The 15,818-nt window shown below is 71.7% G+C and carries 12 protein-coding genes and 1 other RNA gene; 3 read left to right on the top strand and 10 right to left on the bottom strand.

Features of this window, described 5'->3' with window-relative positions; translation table 11 throughout:
• Nucleotides 1-71: 71 nt before the first annotated feature.
• The gene (locus tag ACIQ7Q_RS12060; protein WP_403859272.1) at nucleotides 72-1,037 is read right to left on the bottom strand and encodes a LysR family transcriptional regulator; all 966 of its coding nucleotides are present in this window, start codon (nucleotides 1,035-1,037) and stop codon (nucleotides 72-74) included.
• An 82-nt stretch (nucleotides 1,038-1,119) separates the two neighbouring features.
• Here ACIQ7Q_RS12060 and ACIQ7Q_RS12055 point away from each other — a divergent pair, with 82 nt between their 5' ends.
• Nucleotides 1,120-2,400 carry an MFS transporter gene (locus ACIQ7Q_RS12055; RefSeq protein WP_403859270.1) on the top strand — a complete coding sequence of 427 codons (1,281 nt, stop codon included), beginning with the start codon at nucleotides 1,120-1,122 and terminating at the stop codon, nucleotides 2,398-2,400.
• A 65-nt stretch (nucleotides 2,401-2,465) separates the two neighbouring features.
• Here ACIQ7Q_RS12055 and ssrA read toward each other — a convergent pair.
• From ssrA to ftsE, 5 genes are all read right to left on the bottom strand, one after another.
• Nucleotides 2,466-2,835: a transfer-messenger RNA gene (gene ssrA, locus ACIQ7Q_RS12050) on the bottom strand.
• Nucleotides 2,836-2,934: 99 nt separating this feature from the next.
• The gene (gene smpB, locus ACIQ7Q_RS12045) at nucleotides 2,935-3,414 is read right to left on the bottom strand and encodes an SsrA-binding protein SmpB (RefSeq protein ID WP_356631789.1); all 480 of its coding nucleotides are present in this window, start codon (nucleotides 3,412-3,414) and stop codon (nucleotides 2,935-2,937) included.
• Between the two features lie 18 nt (nucleotides 3,415-3,432).
• On the bottom strand, nucleotides 3,433-4,590 hold the full coding sequence (locus ACIQ7Q_RS12040; protein WP_403859268.1) for a S41 family peptidase: 1,158 nt from the start codon (nucleotides 4,588-4,590) through the stop codon (nucleotides 3,433-3,435).
• Nucleotides 4,591-4,658: 68 nt separating this feature from the next.
• Complete coding sequence (gene ftsX / locus ACIQ7Q_RS12035) at nucleotides 4,659-5,576, bottom strand: permease-like cell division protein FtsX (protein WP_403859266.1); 918 nt, start codon at nucleotides 5,574-5,576, stop codon at nucleotides 4,659-4,661.
• 29 nt (nucleotides 5,577-5,605) lie between these two features.
• Nucleotides 5,606-6,295: a cell division ATP-binding protein FtsE gene (ftsE, locus tag ACIQ7Q_RS12030; RefSeq protein ID WP_389226477.1), complete on the bottom strand. Its 690-nt coding sequence runs from the start codon at nucleotides 6,293-6,295 to the stop codon at nucleotides 5,606-5,608.
• 255 nt (nucleotides 6,296-6,550) lie between these two features.
• Here ftsE and ACIQ7Q_RS12025 point away from each other — a divergent pair, with 255 nt between their 5' ends.
• Nucleotides 6,551-6,742 carry a hypothetical protein gene (locus tag ACIQ7Q_RS12025; RefSeq protein WP_356631783.1) on the top strand — a complete coding sequence of 64 codons (192 nt, stop codon included), beginning with the start codon at nucleotides 6,551-6,553 and terminating at the stop codon, nucleotides 6,740-6,742.
• A gap of 114 nt (nucleotides 6,743-6,856) precedes the next feature.
• On the opposite strand, the gene ACIQ7Q_RS12020 is transcribed toward ACIQ7Q_RS12025, so the two are convergent.
• The 4 genes from ACIQ7Q_RS12020 to ACIQ7Q_RS12005 form a co-directional block, all read right to left on the bottom strand.
• Nucleotides 6,857-7,525 carry an LPXTG cell wall anchor domain-containing protein gene (locus tag ACIQ7Q_RS12020; protein ID WP_403859263.1) on the bottom strand — a complete coding sequence of 223 codons (669 nt, stop codon included), beginning with the start codon at nucleotides 7,523-7,525 and terminating at the stop codon, nucleotides 6,857-6,859.
• A 270-nt stretch (nucleotides 7,526-7,795) separates the two neighbouring features.
• A complete protein-coding gene (gene prfB / locus ACIQ7Q_RS12015) occupies nucleotides 7,796-8,902 on the bottom strand; it encodes a peptide chain release factor 2 (protein ID WP_403859261.1) in 1,107 nt (368 codons plus the stop codon).
• 117 nt (nucleotides 8,903-9,019) lie between these two features.
• Complete coding sequence (locus ACIQ7Q_RS12010) at nucleotides 9,020-10,291, bottom strand: serine/threonine-protein kinase (protein ID WP_403859259.1); 1,272 nt, start codon at nucleotides 10,289-10,291, stop codon at nucleotides 9,020-9,022.
• 132 nt (nucleotides 10,292-10,423) lie between these two features.
• A complete protein-coding gene (locus ACIQ7Q_RS12005; protein WP_403859257.1) occupies nucleotides 10,424-12,061 on the bottom strand; it encodes a serine/threonine-protein kinase in 1,638 nt (545 codons plus the stop codon).
• Between the two features lie 455 nt (nucleotides 12,062-12,516).
• Here ACIQ7Q_RS12005 and ACIQ7Q_RS12000 point away from each other — a divergent pair, with 455 nt between their 5' ends.
• Entirely contained in the window at nucleotides 12,517-15,780 is a 3,264-nt protein-coding gene (locus ACIQ7Q_RS12000; protein ID WP_403859255.1) for an FHA domain-containing protein, read from the top strand.
• Nucleotides 15,781-15,818: the final 38 nt, after the last annotated feature.

Genomic DNA, 15,818 nt, shown 5'->3' with positions numbered 1-15,818 from the left:
GAGCGCTCCAACCCCACTCACTCACCCGGTCCCTGAATGTAGCGCAAGCGGAAGGGGCCCGTACGCCACGGTCAGTTGTTGTCACACATCAGCGACATGTCACGTTCTGGCAACCATCCGTCGGAGGCCCTTTTCAGCCATCCTTCGCGAGCCGCCAGTTCGGCCGCCGCCGCACGCAGTGCGTCCAGACCTGGATGCCTCAGCCCGGCACGCCAGACCATCGACAGCGGCGACAGCGGCACGGGGTCGACAATCGGCCGCAGGACCGTCTCCGGCATGACCGGAAAGTCGACGACCGCGAGGACCGGATTGCGGGTCTTCGCCATCACCCGCCGGAACTCCTCCACTCCCACCGCCATGGGCGTCGGCGGTGCGACGGCGATGCCGCGCCCCGCGAAGAGCAGCCGAGCCAGCTCCGTCCACTCCAGCGTCCGCGGATTGCCCGCACCCGCATATACGGTCTCGCCCGCCAGCGCGTTCAGCGGTACACCGTCCAGTTCCGCCAGCGGATGGTCCTCGGGCAGCAGTACCGCCATCGGCTCGTACCGCACGGGCTGCTGGGACAACGACGCCCGCAGTGCCGGGTCCAGGCCCGCGAAGCGGCCGAAGGAGACATCCAGCCGTCCGGCGGCGATCTCGCCGGCCGCGCCGGTCAGGCCGCTCTCGAACCGGGCCATCAGCTCGCAGTCGGGGACGAGTTCCCGGGCGCGCTCCAGGATCCGGCCCGAGGTCATGCCCGCGCTGTTGAGGTCGACGAGCAGCGGACGCGCGACCCCGGAAGCCGCGGCAAGCAGCTCGTCCTGCGCCTCGAGGACCCTCCGCGCATACGGCAGCAGCCGTTCGCCGTCGGCCGTGAGCGTCACCTGCCGGGTCGTGCGGACGAACAGCTCGGTCCCCAACTCCCGCTCCAGCCGCCGTACGTCACGGCTCAGGGCCTGCTGGGCGACGTAGAGACGGGCAGCCGCGCGGGTGAAGTGCAGCTCGTCGGCGACGGCGACGAAAGCGCGGAGCAGCCGCGGTTGCAGGTCCTGGGGCACAGCGCATTCAACAACACCGGTGCGTGAATGGCCACCGAACAGGTGTTGGACCGGCCCCGGGCGCGACGCCGAGGGTGGACGCATGCCGCATCCCGCCCGGTCCGAGGAGACCGCTCACCCGCCGCTGCTCGCGCTCACGTCCGACCAACTGGTGCTCGCACCGCGCCAGGGGCCGGGGGCTCCGCGCGCCGCGCCACGCAGGCCGCCCGGGCCCTACCGCCGGCTCTTCGCGGCGCCCGGCGCGCGCGCCTTCACCGCGGGCAACCTCGTCGCGCGGCTCCCCATGGGGATGTTCACGGTCAGCGCGATCACCATGATCGCCGGGTCCCGCGGCTCCTACGCCCTCGCCGGGGCCGTCACCGCGACCGGCCTCGCCGCTACCGCACTGGTCGCGCCCTGGGTCGCGCGGCTCGTCGACCGGCACGGGCAGGCCCGTGTCGCCGTGCCCGCCACCGTCCTGGCCGTGCTGGGCTCTGTCGCGCTGCTGCTGTGCGTACGGTTCGACGCCCCCGACTGGACGCTGTTCGCCGCGTACGCGGCGACCGCCACCACCCCCAACACCGGCGGCATGTCGCGCGCCCGCTGGGCCCACCTGTACCGGGGCGACGCGGCGGCCCTGCACACGGCGAACTCGTTCGAGCAGGCCGCCGACGAACTGTGCTTCATGCTCGGCCCGGTCGTCGCCGCCCTCCTGTGCTCCGCCCTCTTCCCGGAGGCGGGCACCCTGGCCGGAGCGGTGCTGCTGTTCGCCGGCGTCCTGGTCTTCGCGGCGCAGCGGTCGACGGAACCGCCCGTCGCGGCGAGGACCTCGGCGGGATCACCGCTGCGGACCAGGGGCATGCCCGCCCTGCTCGTGGTTTTCCTCGCCACCGGCGCGGTCTTCGGCTCGTTGGAGGTCCTCACCATCGCCTTCGCCGACGGCCCGGCCGCCGGCCCGGTCCTCGCGCTGCAGGCGGCCGGTTCGTGCGTGGCAGGACTCGTGTACGGAAGATCCCGCCGCCCCGTCGGGCTGACCACGTGTCTTGCCGCGATGACGGCCCTGATGCTGCTTCCGCTGGCGGCCGCCGCGGGCACCGGATCGCTGCCGGTACTGGCGGGCGCGCTGCTCGTCGCGGGGATGGCGACGGCCCCCACGATGGTGACGGGGATGACGCTGGTCCAGCGCCTCACGCCGCAGGCGCAGATCAACGAGGGCATGACGCTCGCGGTCACCGCGCTGCTCGGCGGCATCGCGGCCGGCTCCGCGAGCGGCGGCTTCGTGGTGGAGTATCTGGGCGCGCCCCAGGGGTACGGGGTGCCGGTGGCCGCTGCGGCGCTCGCTCTCGTACTGGCCGCGGGTACGACAAAGGCCCGTCAGCCGTAGCTGTCGGGCCCAGTCGTACATGGGATACGGAGCCTCGGAGGCTTGGGGCCTGGCGAGAACTCCATCGGTGGAGATGGCGGGAATCGAACCCGCGTCCAACGGTGCAGAATCAGGGCTTCTCCGTGTGCAGTCCGCTGCGCTTTTCTCGGCCCCGGAGATCACGCAGACAAGTCTCCGACGGGCTCAGTCACTGTTTGATTTCCCTCTACTCCCCGTGACCGGGCTTAGAGGTTTAGTTCCCTAGCTGATGCCAGGATCCGGGTCGGGAACAGCCCCGGGCTGACACTTCGCACGTCGCTACTTAGGCAGCGAGGGCGAAGGAATCGCGCTTGGTGTTGGCGATTATTGGTTGCGACATATGGTTTACGAGATCATTGCCGCTTCCTCGACACGCTTCCCCTGCTTCGACATCCGCTGTCGAAACCGATCATCCCCATGTTGATTTTTCAAACCCCCGAAGGGGTGTGCCCCCCTTGAGAGGCAGGTGCCATCGTACGTGACCAACGCACGAAGGTGCCAGCTTATTCCGTTCGGCTACGACCGCTGCTTACGCCGGACCGCCGACATCGCGCGGTCCGCCTCGCGACGGTCCTGCTTCTCGCGCAGCGTCTGACGCTTGTCGTACTCCTTCTTGCCCTTGGCGAGCGCGATCTCGACCTTCGCCCGGCCGTCCTTGAAGTACAGCGCCAGCGGCACGATGGTGTGCCCGGTCTCCTGCGACTTCGACTCGAGCTTGTCGATCTCCTCCCGGTGCATCAGCAGCTTCCGCTTGCGGCGGGCGCTGTGGTTGGTCCAGGTGCCCTGGCTGTACTCGGGCACGTGGACGTTGTGCAGCCAGGCCTCGTTGCCGTCGATCTGGACGAAGCCGTCCGCGAGCGAGGCCCGTCCCTGACGCAGCGACTTCACCTCGGTGCCCATCAGCACGAGACCGCACTCGTAGGTGTCGAGGATGTGGTAGTCGTGCCGCGCCTTCTTGTTCTGCGCGATCAGTTTGCGCCCTGTTTCCTTTGCCATAGTGCGGTCATTTTCGCACTACGACCCGCCCCCGAGGCCACTCAATACTGTCTGGGCCCGCTTCTCCGCTCCCTCGCCCGTCACCAGGTCGGGAGTGATGCCCTTGTTGTCGACACTGTGACCCGACGGAGTGCGGTAGTGGCCGACGGTGAGCTCGGCGACCGAGCCGTCGGGCAGGCGGCTGGGCATCTGCACCGAGCCCTTGCCGAAGGTGCGTGTACCGACCGTCACGGCCCGGCCGCGGTCCTTGAGCGCCCCGGTGACGATCTCGGCGGCGCTCATCGTGCCGGCGTCGACGAGCGTCACCACGGGCCGGTCGGTGTCACCGCCCCGTTCCGCGTAGAGCGCGAGCTGCTCGCCGCGCACGTCGTACGTGGCGACCAGGCCGCCGTCGAGGAAGGCCGACGCGGCGGTGACCGCTTCGGAGACCAGGCCGCCCTCGTTCCCGCGCAGGTCGAGCAGGACACCGGCGCGCGCGGGGGCCTCGCGCACCGCCTCCCGCACCCGCTTGCCGGAGCCCTTGGTGAACGAGGTCACCTTGATCAGGACGGCCCCGTGCGGAAGCTGCTCGACGGTGACCGTCTCTGTGGTCAGCACGGCCCGGGTGAGGGTCTCGGTCCAGCGGCGCCCGTCGCGCTCGAGGCCCAGGGTCACGCCGGTGCCGTTGCCGCCGCGCAGCAGGGTCACGACCTCGGTGACCGGCCGTCCGGCGACCTTTTGCCCGTCGATCGTCCGGAGCCGGTCGCCGGCCCTGATGCCGGCCCGCGCCGCAGGGCCGCCGGGCTGCACCTTGGCGACCTCGACACGGCCGTCACCGGCGCGCCGGGCGCCGAGGCCGACGCCGGTGTACTCGCCGTCGAGGGCCTTGCGGAACTCCTCGTACTCCTGCTTGTCGTACACCGCGCCCCAGCGGTCACCGCTGCGGCTGACGACCTCCTCGGCCGCCTTCGTCCCGGACTTGCCCTCGGCCGCCGCCTGCGCGGCGGCGCGTGCCACGTCCTCCCGGTCGACGGTCGCGGCAGCGGCACGGGCGGAGAGGGGGCGGGGCGAGGTGTGCTCTTCGTGCGGCAGGCAGTTGGTGACCGCGGCGGCGGCGAGGACGACTCCGAAGACCAAAGTCAGGGCAGCCCCGCGGCCGATGCCGTGGGGCCGGGGACTGAACTCGGGGCCCGACATGGCGTCCACTCTAGGACAAGCCAAAGGCGCCGTACGGACGTTGACCGTGCGGCGCCCCGGGGCGCTTGTCACACCTTCAGGTACTTGCGCAATGCGATGAAAGCGGCCACAGCGGGCATCAACAGACTGATGACCAGCACCAGAGGCAGCACGGAGACCACCGCGTCCCAGCCGATGAAGTTGACGAGCTGCATCTTCTCCGAGAGCGCCAGGCCGTTGTCGATCAGGAAATAACGTCCCGCCAGCAGCATCACGGAGGCGGCCACACCGCCCAACAGGCCCGCGAACGCGGCTTCCATGATGAACGGCATCTGGATGTAGAAGCTCGAGGCGCCGACGAGCCGCATGATCCCGGTCTCACGCCTACGACTGAACGCCGAGACACGCACGGTGTTGACGATCAGCATCAGCGCGATGATCAGCATCAGGCCCATCACGAAGATCGCGGCCACGTTCATGCCGTTCATCAAGGAGAAGAGATTCTCCAGGATGTTGCGCTGGTCCTGGACCGACTGCACGCCGTCCCGGCCGGCGAATGCCGTCGCCACCACCTTGTACTTCTCCGGGTCGTCCAGCTTCACCCGGAACGACTCCTGCATCTGGTCCGGGGTGATCGTGGACGCGATGGGGGTGTCGCCGTACTGCTCGCGGTAGTGCTTGTAGGCCTGTTCGGCCGTCTCGTGGTGGACCGTGTCGACGACGGCCATCTCACTGAGGTCGGACTCGATCTGCTCCTTCTGCGCCGTGGTGACGGCGCCCTTGGAACACTGGGGCGACGTCGCCGCGTCGTTCTTGTTGCAGAGGAAGATCGAGACGTTGACCTTGTCGTACCAGAAGTCCTTCATGGTGCTGACCTGCTCACGCATGAGCAGCGCACCGCCGAACAGGGCGAGCGAGAGGGCGACGGAGACGATCACCGCGAAGGTCATCGTGAGATTGCGGCGGAGACCGACGCCGATCTCCGACATGACGAACTGGGCGCGCATGGCGTGCTTTCAGCCTTTCCTGTCCGGGCTCAGTGCTGGTAGCCGTAGACGCCGCGTGCCTGGTCGCGTACGAGACGGCCCTTCTCGAGCTCGATGACGCGCTTGCGCATCTGGTCGACGATGTTCTGGTCGTGAGTCGCCATGATCACGGTGGTACCTGTCCGGTTGATCCGGTCGAGCAGCTTCATGATGCCGACGGACGTCTGCGGGTCGAGGTTTCCCGTCGGCTCGTCCGCGATCAGCAGCATCGGCCGGTTGACGAAGGCACGGGCGATGGCCACACGCTGCTGCTCACCGCCCGACAACTCACCCGGCATCCGGTCCTCTTTGCCGCCGAGGCCCACGAGGTCGAGCACCTGGGGCACGGCCTTGCGGATCTCACCCCGCGGTTTGCCGATGACCTCCTGGGCGAACGCCACGTTCTCCGCGACGGTCTTGTTGGGCAGCAGGCGGAAGTCCTGGAACACGGTGCCCAGCTGGCGGCGCATCTGCGGCACCTTCCAGTTGGACAGCCGGGCCAGGTCCTTGCCGAGGACATGGACCAGGCCCTGACTGGCGCGCTCCTCGCGCAGGACCAGCCGCAGGAACGTCGACTTGCCGGAACCGGACGAGCCCACGAGGAAGACGAACTCGCCCTTCTCGATTTCGAGGGAGACGTCGCGCAGGGCAGGTCGGTTCTGCCGGGGATAGGTCTTGGAGACGTTGTCGAATCGGATCACGGGTGCACCACGGTCGGCCGGGAGTAGGTGTGCGTGACCTTACGCGACTGCGCCGCGGCCGCGCAGTCGACGTCCTGAATTGCGCGTTTTGTCCGTTCGCGGATCGGGTGTAATCCGGCGGGCCGCGCCGAAAAGCGCGCGAGCTGGCACAGTGGTAGGGGAACAGTCGCGTTTCCCTGGGCGTTGTCGGGAGAGAAATGTGCTTGCGGTCCGCTTCTGCGGCCCCGGCGCGCGGGAGCGGGAGGAGGAGAGCGCATGACCTATGACCGGTTGGTGTGCGCCAGCTGCGCGGCCCCCGTGGCCGAAGGCCGTTGCCCTGTGTGCCGAGCCAATCGCCAGCGGCTCCAGCAGGAAGGCCCCTTTGCCGGGCTCAGCCCGGCGGCCCTGCTGGCCCTACTGGTGGTCCTGGTGGCCGCAGTGGCCCTGCTGGCACATCAGACCGTCTGACGGTCCGCCCACGGTCGAAGAAGGGCCCGGAGTGCTGAGCACTCCGGGCCCTTCTCGTTGCAACTTCGTCACCGACCGTGCCGTTACGGGCTGTGTCGGTTACGACCGTGCCGCTTAGGCAACGGTGCGGCCACCGCCGACGAGACGCGGCAGCATACGGAAGCCGATGCCACCGGCGATCATCGTCGCGGCACCGATCAGCAGGAACGTGGTCTCGGCGGCGCCGGTCTCCGCCAGCTCCTCCTTGGCCTCGCCCTGCTGGACCGGCTCGGAGCCGGCGTTGTCGGTGTCGGTGCCGTCGCCGCCGATCGGGGCGTCACCGTCGATGACGCCACCGTCGGTGTCGTTGTCGTTACCGGTGTCGTCGGTGGGCGTCGGGTCCGGGTCCTCGGTCGGGTCCGGGTCCTCCGTGGGAGGCTCCTCGGTGGGCGGCTCCTCGGTCGGAGGCTCCTCGGTGGGCGGCTCCTCCGTCGGAGGCTCCTCCGTGGGAGGCTCCTCCGTCGGAGGCTCCTCCGTGGGAGGCTCCTCGGTCGGAGGCTCCTCGGTCGGAGGCTCCTCCGGCTCCTCACAGAGCGTCGGGTCGATCTCGCAGGGCTCGCCCTCGTTGATGCCGATACCCGCGTCGATGCCGTTCTCATCGGCGTTGGCGGACACCTCGACGGGGCCGACGTCGATCCCGATCCCGACGGCGCTCGCGGCGCCTGCGGCGGTCAGCGACGCACCCGCGGCGATCACGGCGCCGGCGGCTATACGCGCGACACGGATCCGCGTCTTCTTGGTCATCTGGCTGCTACCCCCAGTAGCTATCTCGTTGTCGGAGCAGCGTCAGGGGCAGCGGTTCAGGGGCCGTTGCTCTGTGGCCCCCGTTCGCACACGCCCCATAAACACGCATGCCGCGCGCCACGATTCCCAGTTTTCGCAGCAGCGTCAAGGTCATTAGCGGACGCGATGTCCGAAATACTGTCAGTTGCCTGACCTGCGGGGATGCAACTGTGACATAAAAGGGAACTGCCGCCCCGTAGGCGGCAGTTCCCTTGTCGACAAAGCGCTTCGCTACTTCTCCTGCTGCTTGCGCCAGCGAATTCCGGCTTCGAGGAAGCCGTCGATCTCACCGTCGAGCACCGCCTGCGGATTGCCCACCTCGCACTCGGTGCGCAGGTCCTTGACCATCTGGTACGGGTGCAGCACGTACGAACGCATCTGGTTACCCCAGGAGTTGCCGCCGTCGCCCTTGAGGGCGTCCATCTTGGCCTGCTCCTCCTGGCGGCGGCGCTCGAGCAGCTTCGCCTGCAGGACGTTCATCGCGCTCGCCTTGTTCTGGATCTGCGAGCGCTCGTTCTGGCAGGAGACGACGATGCCGGTGGGGATGTGCGTCAACCGCACCGCGGAGTCGGTGGTGTTGACGCCCTGGCCGCCGGGCCCGGAGGCGCGGTACACGTCCACGCGCAGCTCGGACTCGTCGATCTCGACATGGTCGGTCTTCTCCACGACGGGCAGCACCTCGACGCCCGCGAAGGAGGTCTGGCGGCGGCCCTGGTTGTCGAAGGGCGAGATGCGCACCAGCCGGTGCGTCCCCTGCTCGACGGAGAGCGTTCCGTACGCGTAGGGCGCCTTGACGACGAAGGTGGTCGACTTGATGCCGGCCTCTTCCGCGTACGACGTCTCGTAGACCTCGGTGCCGTAGTTGTGCCGCTCGGCCCAGCGCAGATACATGCGCTGGAGCTGCTCGGCGAAGTCCGCGGCGTCGACGCCGCCGGCCTCGGCGCGGATGTTGACCAGCGCCTCGCGCTCGTCGTACTCGCCGGAGAGGAGGGTACGGACCTCCATCTCGTCCAGCGCCTTGCGCACCGACTCCAGCTCGGTCTCGGCCTCGGCACGGGTGTCCGGGTCGTCCTCGGCCTCCGCGAGCTCGAAGAGCACCTCGAGGTCGTCGATACGGCCGCGGAGCGCCTCCGTCTTGCGGACCTCGGCCTGCAGGTGCGAGAGCTTGCTGGTGATCTTCTGTGCCGCTTCGGGGTCGTCCCAGAGGGACGGTGCCGCCGCTTGCTCCTCGAGCACGGCGATCTCCGCCCTCATCCTGTCAAGGTCCAGAACGGCCTCGATCGACCCCATGGTCGAGGAAAGGGACTTCAGCTCTTCGGATACATCGACGACTGCCACGGGTCCAGCGTAACGGCTGAGCGGACGGACCCGTGATGGCCCCGACCGCCCGCAGATCGTCCGGGGCCTCTCGCGGCAGGATGCCGGGACATGCGAGCCGGATCCGGACGAGAGGTCCTAGGGGTCCGAGGGCGCCGACTGCTGGGAATCCCTCGGGGGCGCGGGGCTGTCGTCGTCGCTCGTGGCCAGCCAGCCGCCGACGCCGACCGCCGCGGCCACCGCTAGAGCCGCGACGGAGAGCGTGATGCGCCGCCTGCGCACGGCGGTGGACCTGTTGCGGGCCGAGCCCGGGCGGCGTTGGCCCGGGGAGCGCGGGGCCCTGGCGGTGCCGTGGGCGCCGCCGGCGAGCTCGTCGGGGGCGGGGACGCGCATCGAGGTGTGGGTGTCGCGGTTGGAGTCCGCGGGAGCCGCGCCCGGGACGAGCGGGACGGCGCCGCGTCGGCGGGGCTCCCCCGTGGCGGGCCGCACGGTGTCCTCGTACGGCTCGGCGGCCGGCTCCGCGTCGGGCTCGTCGACGTCCAGGGGCGGCATGCCCGCCAGCATCGGGAGCAGGTCGTGCAGCCGGGACGCCACCTCGGAGGCGCGCAGCCGGGACGCGGGCGCCTTGGCCAGGCACTGGACGACGAGCTGCCACAGCTCGTCGGGGATGCCGGGCAGCGGCACCACGGTCTCGGTGACGTGGCGGCGCAGGACCGCGCCCGGGTGCCCGCCGCCGAAGGGGGTGAAACCGGCCAGGAGCTCGTAGAGGACCGTGGCCAGGGCGTAGATGTCGACCGCGGCGCGGGGCGGCAGGCCCTCGACGATCTCGGGCGCGATGTAGTCGGGGGTGCCGATGATTCCCGACGGGTTGGGCGCGCCGGTGCCGGTGGGGCGCTGCGCCTTGGTCCGGCGGGGGGTGTCGATCAGCTTGGCGACGCCGAAATCGGTGAGGAGCGCGGGGTGGGCGCCGGCGGGCCCGAGCGTGCCCTCCATGTCGAGCAGGATGTTCTCCGGCTTGACGTCCCGGTGCACCACACCCGCCCTGTGGGCGGCGGCCAGGCCGTCGGCGACGTCCGCGATGATCGCGACCGCGGCCTCCGGCGCGAGGCGGCGCTCACGGTCCAGGCGCGTACGCAGATCGGTGCCCCGCACGAGCTGCATGACGAGCGCGAGGTCGTTGCCGTCGACGACGAGGTCGCGGACGCCGACGACGTTGGGGTGGTCGAGCCCGAGCAGGGCGGTGCGCTCCTGCACGAAGCGCCCGACCAGTTCCTGGTCGGAGGCGAGGTCCTCGCGAAGAAGCTTGATGGCCACGGGGCCCTCGGGTCCTTCGCCGAGCCACACCGTGCCGGCGCTGCCCCGCCCCAGGATCTGGTGGGCCGTGTACCGGCTGCCGATATTCCGTGCCAAGACTGCTCCCTCAGCGGCTGGCGTTGCCCCACAACGTACGCGGGCATCCGGGGCCTGTGTGCCCCGGATGACACCAACCTCCACTTCTGCGGAATAAATCGGCCCGCAGAAGTCGACAAAACGACAGAGTTACTACTGGTTACCGACTTGATCGGCGGTGTCCTTGGCCGAGGCGAGCTCCGAGATCCAGTTCGTGACCGCGGAGATGCCGTCGCCGATCGCGTCCCAGTAGCTCTTGCCCTGCGCGACCCAGTCCTGCAGCGGTGTGAGCTCCCAGATCAGCCAGCCGGCCACGACGAACAGCAGCACCGTGAACAGACAGCCCTTGAGGCAGCCGAGCCCCGGGATCCGCATGGGGTTCGCCCGCTGCCTCGGCTGGCGGGGCGGACGCTGCGCGGGCTGCTGGGGCGGCGGCTGCTGCGGGGGTGCGTACTGCTGCTGCTGTGGCGGCGGTGCGTACTGACGGCGCTGCGGCTGGTGCTGCTGCGGCGCCGGCGCGTACGGCTGCGGCTGGGGGCGGTGCTGCTGCCGCTGCGGCGGCTGCTGCGGGGCCTGGCGCTGCGGCCGGCGGCGCAGCGGGTCCTGGCTCGGGTCGAGGTACTGGACCTGGGTCTGCTCGTTGCGGTCCCGGGCGGCACGGAGCTGCGACTGCCAGGGGTGCGGGTCCTCCGGACCCGGCTGACCCTGCGGCACGGGCGGCATCACGGCGGTCGGGTCCGCCGTGCCGCCGGACGGGCCGGTCTGCGGCATGACGCTGGTCGCGGCGGAAGGGTCGTAGGCCGGGTTGCCGCCACCGGTGTTCGGCAGGACCTGGGTGGGGTCGGCGGCGCCCGGCGTCCCGGGAACCGGGGCCGGTGACAGGTCGGGTCCGAGCAGCGCGGCGACGCCGAGGGCGGCGTCGACCTGGGTGGCGTTCGAGTGCACGCCGATGCCTGCGGCGACCGTGCGCAGGCCGCGGGCGAGGTTCTCGGCGCTGGGCCGCTCCGAGGGCTCCTTGCGCAGGCAGCGCTCCATGACCGTCCACAGCGGCTCGGGGACGGTCGTGGGGCGGCGGGGCTCCTCGCTGAGGTGACGGTGCAGCACCTCGAGAGCCGTGCCGCCCGCGAACGGGGGCCTCCCGGTGACCAGCTCGTACAGCAGGATGCCCGCGCCGTAGATGTCCACGGCGGAGGTCTGCGGACGTCCCTCAGCGGACTCGGGGGCGACATACGCGGGCGTGCCGACGAACTCGTGCGTCCGGGTCAGGCCCGGGGAGTCGGCGAGGCGCGCGATGCCGAAGTCGGTGAGCATCGGGTGCATCTGGCCGTCGGCGTCCGTCTTGAGCAGCACATTCGCCGGCTTCAGGTCGCGGTGCACGACCCCGTCGGCGTGGCTGGAGGCGAGCGCGTCCGCGATCTGGGCCGTCATGAGCGAGGCGGCGACCGGGGTGAGCGGGCCGTTGTCGCGCAGATAGCGGTGCAGGTCCGGGCCGTCGACCAGGTCCATGACGAGGGCGAGGAGGTCGCCCTCCACGACGAGGTCGCGGGTGCGGACGATGTTCGGGTGGGTGAGACGCAGCAGGACGGAGCGTTCCCGGAGGAAGCGCATCACCACGTCCGCGTCGTTCGCGAGCTCCTCCTTGAGGACCTTGATCGCGACGGTCTCACCGGGCTGACCCGCGACGGCCGCCTCGGCGCCCGCGGTCTCCCTCTGACGGGCTCGCCAGACGGTGCCCGTGGCGCCGCGCCCGAGCGGCTCCTCGAGCAGGTACTTGCTGCCTACCGGCCGCACGTCATGCGCTCCCTGCTGATCGTGATCCTCACATGGGTCCCGGTCCATCGGACGATCTTCGGCCCGCCGGGTCTCCGTCCCACTTTAGGGGGTGTCCTTCCGGTCGCCCCTGTTCGAAGAACAGACGCGGGCATCGTACGGATGGTTGCCGGGCCCGCGCGCACTGAACATCACGATCGGTGCCGTCCGTAAGTACGGACGGCATGCCCAACTGACCCGGCCTGGAGTTTTTCCTTCCGGATTTGCCCCCGATTTGTTCGTGATGTGTTCCGCGGGTCGACCGGTCAAGATCAATTACCGGTGGGGGGCGGGCGTGTTGTCAGTGGCGGATGCGAGGATGCCCTCAGCACGGAGCTGTGGGGAGGGAGACCCGTGGCGCGTGCCGACCTGCCGGGCGGGGGCGATCAGGGCACTCCCCTGCCGGGTACCCCGCGCAGAAGGGATGGCTGACGGCGATGCAGATCCGGCTGACTGTTCTCGCGCCGCGCGGCGGACCGTCGGGGGCCCCCGGGCGCCCCTGCGACGTGATCGTCACCGCGCCCGCGGGGACGGCGCTCGCCGCGGTGGCCTCAGGCCTCGCCGCGGCCGTCTCCGGTCCCGACGTCTCCGGCACCGTTGTGCTGTACGCGGGCCAGGAGCGCCTCGATCCGCAGCGCCGCACCCTGGGCGAGCCGCCTCTGGTGGACGGGGCCGTGCTGGCCCTGCAGTCACCGGCCGAGGACGAGGCGCACGGGACGGACGTCTTCGCGCAGCTCCATGTGGTCGCCGGGCCCGACGCGGGCGGCGTCCACCTGCTGCACGGCGGCCGGGTCGGCATCGGCCGGTCCGCCGACGCCGACGTGCCGCTCGACGACCCCGACGTCTCCCGGCTCCACTGTGCGGTGACGGTCGAGGACGACGGCCGGGTCACGGTGTCCGACCTCGGTTCCACGAACGGCACCACGGTCGACGGCACCCCTGTGGAAAGCCGCCCGGTCCGCCTCCCGGCCGGAGCGCTGCTGCGCCTGGGCGAGTCCACCCTCCGCCTGTCCACCGGAGCCCCGCCGCCGGCCCTCCCCACCGCCCCGGACGGCGAGGGCCACCTCCGCGTCCCGGGCCGCGCGGACCACAGCCCGGCCGCCTCACCCGGCGACGGGGCGCGGACGCCCGGAGGCGGCCCGGAAGATCATGGGCGGGCCTTCGATGCCGGCCGCACGGGCACTCCCGCCCGATCGTCGCACCACGGCGGCGCCCGACCGGTGCCCTCCTGGGCCGCCGCGGACGCCCACGACGCCCAAGACGCCCCGGCATCGACGGGTACGCGGTCACGCCCGGACGCCGCTGCCGGCGTTCACGGCGCCACAGGCGCGACCCTCCGCACCGACGGCACCGCGAGCCCGGCGGGCGAAGCCACCGCCCCGGACGCGCCGTTCGGGCACACCGGGTCGGCGGCGACGCACCACATGCAGAGCCCGCCCGGGGACGCCGCCCCGCGGGTTCCCGCGCAGTACGCGTCGGGCACAGCCGGCTCCGAAGAGCAGGGCGGCGAGTCGCACGGCCGTACCCCTGACGGGCCTGGCGTGCCGCACCCGCAGCGCACCCAGCGAAAGCGCGGCATAGGTGCCTGGGCGCGACGGTTCACCGGCGGGCGGAGCGGGGCGGCGTCCGAGGAGAGTGGTGCGGCCGCTCCGGCGCTCACCGCGTCAGCGCCCGCCGTGGAGAGCTGGCCCGATCCCGCGGCCGTCCTGCTCACCGCGCTCGGCCCCGGCCCCCGGCTGTGGGAACGGGGTGCCGAGCACCCTGAGTCCCTCGTCCTCAGGCTCGGCACTGCCGAGCGCGCCGAGCTGCCGTCCGTGCCCGTGACGGTCGCCCTGCGCGAGGCAGGCTCCCTCGGGCTCGCCGGCCCCCGCGCGCGCCTCGCGGGCCTCGCCCGGTCCGCCGTCGCCCAGCTCGCCGCGCTGCACTCACCGGGCGACCTCGAGATCGTGCTCATCACTACGGACCGCACCCGCACCCTCGAGGAGCGCAGGAGCGAATGGTCCTGGCTGGGCTGGCTGCCGCATCTGCGCCCGGCGCACGGTCAGGACTGCCGACTGCTTCTCGCCTACGACCGCGACCAGGCGGTCGCCCGCACCTCGGAGCTGACGCGCCGCCTGGACGAGGGCCCGCTCGGCACCGGCTGGCCGAGCGCCGAGCGGTGGGCCGTCACGGACGCCGCCTCCCGCCACAGCGGGCCGCGCACCGTGGTCATCGTCGACGGGGACCCCGGTTCCGCCGCGCTGCGCGAGACGACGGCCCGGCTGGCCGAGGTCGGCTGGGCCGCCGGCATCCACCTGATCTGTCTGGCGGAGACGCCCGCGGCCACCCCGTCGTCCCCCGTCGCCGCGACGTACGAGTCGGCCTGCGCCGCCTCGCTGCCCTTCCGGGAGTGCGGGGCGGTCGCCCTGCTGAGCGGGGACGTGGCCACGGCGCTGCGGCTGATGCGGGTGGCGGGCGGCCGGCCGGTCGGCCACGGCACCGTGGGCGTGGTGGACGCGGTGTCCGCGGCCTGGGCGGAGCGGTTCGGCAGGGCTTTGGCCCCGCTGCGCGCCGAGGGCGCCGGTGTGCACCCGGGCAGGGCCGCGGTGCTGCCGCAGTCCGCCCGGCTGCTGGACGAGCTGGAGCTGGCCCGCGCCACCCCGGCGTCGCTGATGGCGCGCTGGGCGTCGGCCTGCGACGGCACCCTGGTCCTCGGGGCGGGCCCCCGGGGTCCGCTGGCCGTCGATCTGGCCGAGGAGGGCCCGCATCTACTGATCGAGGGCCCGGCGGGCTGCGGCCGTACGGAACTGCTCCGCTCCGTCGCCGCGTCGCTCGCGGCGGCCGGCCGTCCGGACCGGCTCGGCCTGCTGCTGGTCGACGGGGCGGGCGGCGGGCGCGGCGAGGGCCTGGCGGTCTGCACCGAGCTGCCGCATGTGACGGAGCACCTGGTGGCGAGCGACCCGGTGCGGATGCGGGCGTTCGCGCAGGCGCTGGGCGCCGAGCTGAAGCGGCGCGCGGAGCTGCTCGACGGTGAGGACTTCGCCGAGTGGCGTACGCGACGCGAGGTTGCGGACCGCATGGTCGGCCAGCGCGGGCCGAGCCCCGCCGAGCAGCGCGGCGATCTGGACTCGCCGTCCTCGGGGACGCTCAGGCTCCGGCCCGGGGGGCGCACGAGGAGCCAGGAGCCGGACCCGCTGCCGCGTCTGGTGGTCCTCGTCGACGATTTCGACGCGCTGGTGGCGCCGGCGCTGGGCAGCCCCGGTCGGCCGGCGGCCGGTTCCGTCGTGCGGGCCCTGGAGGCGGTGGCCAGGGACGGCGGTCGCCTCGGAGTACATCTGGTGGCGACGTCGTCGCGACCGGACCGCACCTCGGACACACTGCTGGCCGAGGGGGCGCGGCTGCGGGTCGTACTGGAGGCGCCGCCGGTGGCGCCCGGGCCGGACGATCCGGCGCCCGGCCGGGGCAGGCTGGGGCATCCAGACGGGCGGGTGACGCCGTTCCAGAGCGGGCGGGTGACCGGGCGCATTCCGCGAACGGCGACCTTGCGACCCACTGTGGTTCCGCTCGAGTGGGAGCGGATGGGCGATCCACCCACCCGCCGCCCCGTGCGGGAGCTGGGCAACGGACCGACGGACCTGGCGCTGCTGGCGAGTGCCCTGGAGCGGGCGGCACGATCGGTGGACGCGGCACCCGTCGCGCCGCTGACCCCGGCGCATTCCTGATCGACGGACCGCGCCGGGGCGCTACCGCACGACCCGGG

The organism is Streptomyces sp. NPDC096176 (genome assembly GCF_044763255.1).
GTDB lineage: Bacteria > Actinomycetota > Actinomycetes > Streptomycetales > Streptomycetaceae > Streptomyces.
This window is presented reverse-complemented; position numbering and strand designations above follow the sequence as displayed.

Excerpts from the sequence above, each read along its gene's own strand:
- ACIQ7Q_RS12000 (WP_403859255.1), top strand. The coding sequence starts at position 12,517 with ATGCAGATCCGGCTGACTGTTCTCGCGCCGCGCGGCGGACCGTCGGGG.
- ACIQ7Q_RS12055 (WP_403859270.1), top strand. The coding sequence starts at position 1,120 with ATGCCGCATCCCGCCCGGTCCGAGGAGACCGCTCACCCGCCGCTGCTC.
- ACIQ7Q_RS12020 (WP_403859263.1), bottom strand. The coding sequence starts at position 7,525 with ATGACCAAGAAGACGCGGATCCGTGTCGCGCGTATAGCCGCCGGCGCC.
- smpB (WP_356631789.1), bottom strand. The coding sequence starts at position 3,414 with ATGGCAAAGGAAACAGGGCGCAAACTGATCGCGCAGAACAAGAAGGCG.
- ftsX (WP_403859266.1), bottom strand. The coding sequence starts at position 5,576 with ATGCGCGCCCAGTTCGTCATGTCGGAGATCGGCGTCGGTCTCCGCCGC.
- ACIQ7Q_RS12040 (WP_403859268.1), bottom strand. The coding sequence starts at position 4,590 with ATGTCGGGCCCCGAGTTCAGTCCCCGGCCCCACGGCATCGGCCGCGGG.
- ACIQ7Q_RS12025 (WP_356631783.1), top strand. The coding sequence starts at position 6,551 with ATGACCTATGACCGGTTGGTGTGCGCCAGCTGCGCGGCCCCCGTGGCC.